A 2,025-nucleotide genomic window follows, 5' to 3' on the forward strand; every position below is an offset into this window, starting at 1 on the left:
CATAGTGGTGTCGTTCTCTTGCATGCAGAAAATCAACAAGATACATTTGACATGACTTTGGCAGCATTTGCCATTACTGAAAAAGTAGATGTATATATCCCCGGAGCCATTCTTTTTTCAGAACCGAAAAATGGTACCAAAGAAGCATATTTACCGGCATTATCCATCGCAGATCCAAGAATGTGAGCAGAGGTAACAACCCCTTGCCCGCCAAGCCCGGAAATACGCATATTATATCTTTTTTTATCTATTGCCATATTAGCTTACCTCTCTTTTGTTTTTAGATTCAATTTGAGCAAACAACTCTTTTGCTTCATCTGTCATATATTCTTCATAAGCAAAACGACCTTTTTCCATCTCTTTTGCATCTCTAAATACATCATTAGTAGGGATTGAGTACTCAATGTTACAAGATGTATACACATGAAGGAATGTTGGTCCAAGTGTTCTTGCTGCAAAAATTGCTCTTCTGATCGCTTTTGACGCTTTATTGATATTGGTTGGTGACATTTTAACAACGTAGACACATCCAGCTGTAATAGCGAGTTGCATTGCTGGCATTTTACCAAACTTTTTACCTGTTGGAGACATTTTAAGAATAGCACCTTCCATACTCATACCACTCTCTTGACCACCTGTGTTACCATAAACTTCGTTATCCAACATAATAGTAGTAAATCTCTCACGTCTAAACCAAGCATGCATTGTCATAGAGAAACCGATATCCATCATACCGCCATCACCCGCGATAGTAATAACATCTTTGTGTCTATCTGGGAATCTTAGTCTAAATGCACGTGTAATACCAGATGCCATAGCATTTTGGTCTCCATAGTTACCATAAATGAACGGTACGGCTGCTTGTGAAATTGCAAGTCTTCCACACCCTGCTGTACCGATTGTTACTGTATCTTCTGGGTTTGGAAGTGATGCAAAAATTATTTTAATATAGTATGCCATCCAGCATCCAGAACACATTGGGTGCTCTTCAACCAGTTCTTTGTAGGTACCCATATTTTTTACGCCTACATCATTGTAGTCTTTACCAAATGGACCGTAATCTACCAACTCGACATAGTCTTTTGGTAGATATTTCTTAAATTTTGACGCTGGAATCATATATCTTAAACTCATTGTAACTCCCTTATGCTTGTAGTGTTTCGGATTTCATACCAAGAGCCATATAGACTTGCTCCATGATCAATTCCACAGGTAATGTCATACCACCATATACTCTTGGACCGTCTACGACAATACCACTGTTTGGAATAGCTGCTTTTACTTCTGTAGCCAACCAACCAATAATATTGTGTTCAGGAATAATTACTTTTTTAGCATTTTTCAATGCTGCACGAATCTCTTCTTTAGGGAAAGGTCTAATCGCTCTTACTTTAATAAAACCAACACTTAACTCTTCCTCTCGTGCATATCTGTGTGCTTCTCTTGCTTGTGCTGCTGCACAGCCTGATGCAAGAACAAATACATCTGCTTCTGGATTTTGGACTTCAATTGGTCCACCAAGGTATTGATAGATATATTTCATTGCTCTTTTGTTAGAGTCCCAAATCTCTTGCTGCCATACTGAGTGAATCAAATAAGACATAAAGTTAGACTTTTGAACCGGTGCATCTCTTTGAATTCTTGCAGGTGGCACTTCGTTGTCCATTGCCGGAACTGGTGCTGAATACGGATCTGGCTCGTTAAATGCCAACTCTTCAGAAGTCATATCAACATAACCCTTCGCATGTGTTACAAAGAAACCTTCCGTTGCAACGGCTACAGGAATATACACATCTACTTTTTCAGTAATAGCAAATGCTGCCAAAGTCATATCAAATGTATCTTGCTGATTTTCTGCATGCAAGAGAACGACACCACTATGAAGAAGGTATGCCATCTCAATATTATCTGGTTGAATCGAAAGTGGTGCGTTAACAACTCTTGTAAGTACACCCAATACACATGGTACTCTGTGTCCTGGCCAAGAAACAATCGCCTCAAGTCCTCTTAACAGTCCTGGTCCAG

The 2,025-nt window shown here is 39.3% G+C and carries 2 protein-coding genes and 2 pseudogenes; 1 reads left to right on the top strand and 3 read right to left on the bottom strand.

Features of this window, described 5'->3' with window-relative positions; all coding sequences use genetic code 11:
* Positions 1-111: pseudogene (locus NE054_RS08535) on the top strand (hypothetical protein); the annotation flags it as partial.
* On the opposite strand, the pseudogene NE054_RS07955 reads toward NE054_RS08535, so the two are convergent.
* The 3 genes and pseudogenes from NE054_RS07955 to NE054_RS07965 all read right to left on the bottom strand — a co-directional run.
* Positions 102-257: pseudogene (locus NE054_RS07955) on the bottom strand (2-oxoacid:acceptor oxidoreductase family protein); the annotation flags it as partial. The pseudogenes NE054_RS08535 and NE054_RS07955 overlap by 10 nt on opposite strands.
* Position 258: 1 nt before the next feature.
* A complete protein-coding gene (locus tag NE054_RS07960; protein ID WP_345780607.1) occupies positions 259-1,134 on the bottom strand; it encodes a thiamine pyrophosphate-dependent enzyme in 876 nt (291 codons plus the stop codon).
* A 10-nt stretch (positions 1,135-1,144) separates the two neighbouring features.
* A partial coding sequence (locus NE054_RS07965) for a transketolase C-terminal domain-containing protein (RefSeq protein ID WP_297890417.1) occupies positions 1,145-2,025 on the bottom strand: 881 nt, incomplete at its 5' end.

It is taken from the genome of Sulfurihydrogenibium sp., from assembly GCF_027448985.1.
GTDB lineage: Bacteria > Aquificota > Aquificia > Aquificales > Hydrogenothermaceae > Sulfurihydrogenibium.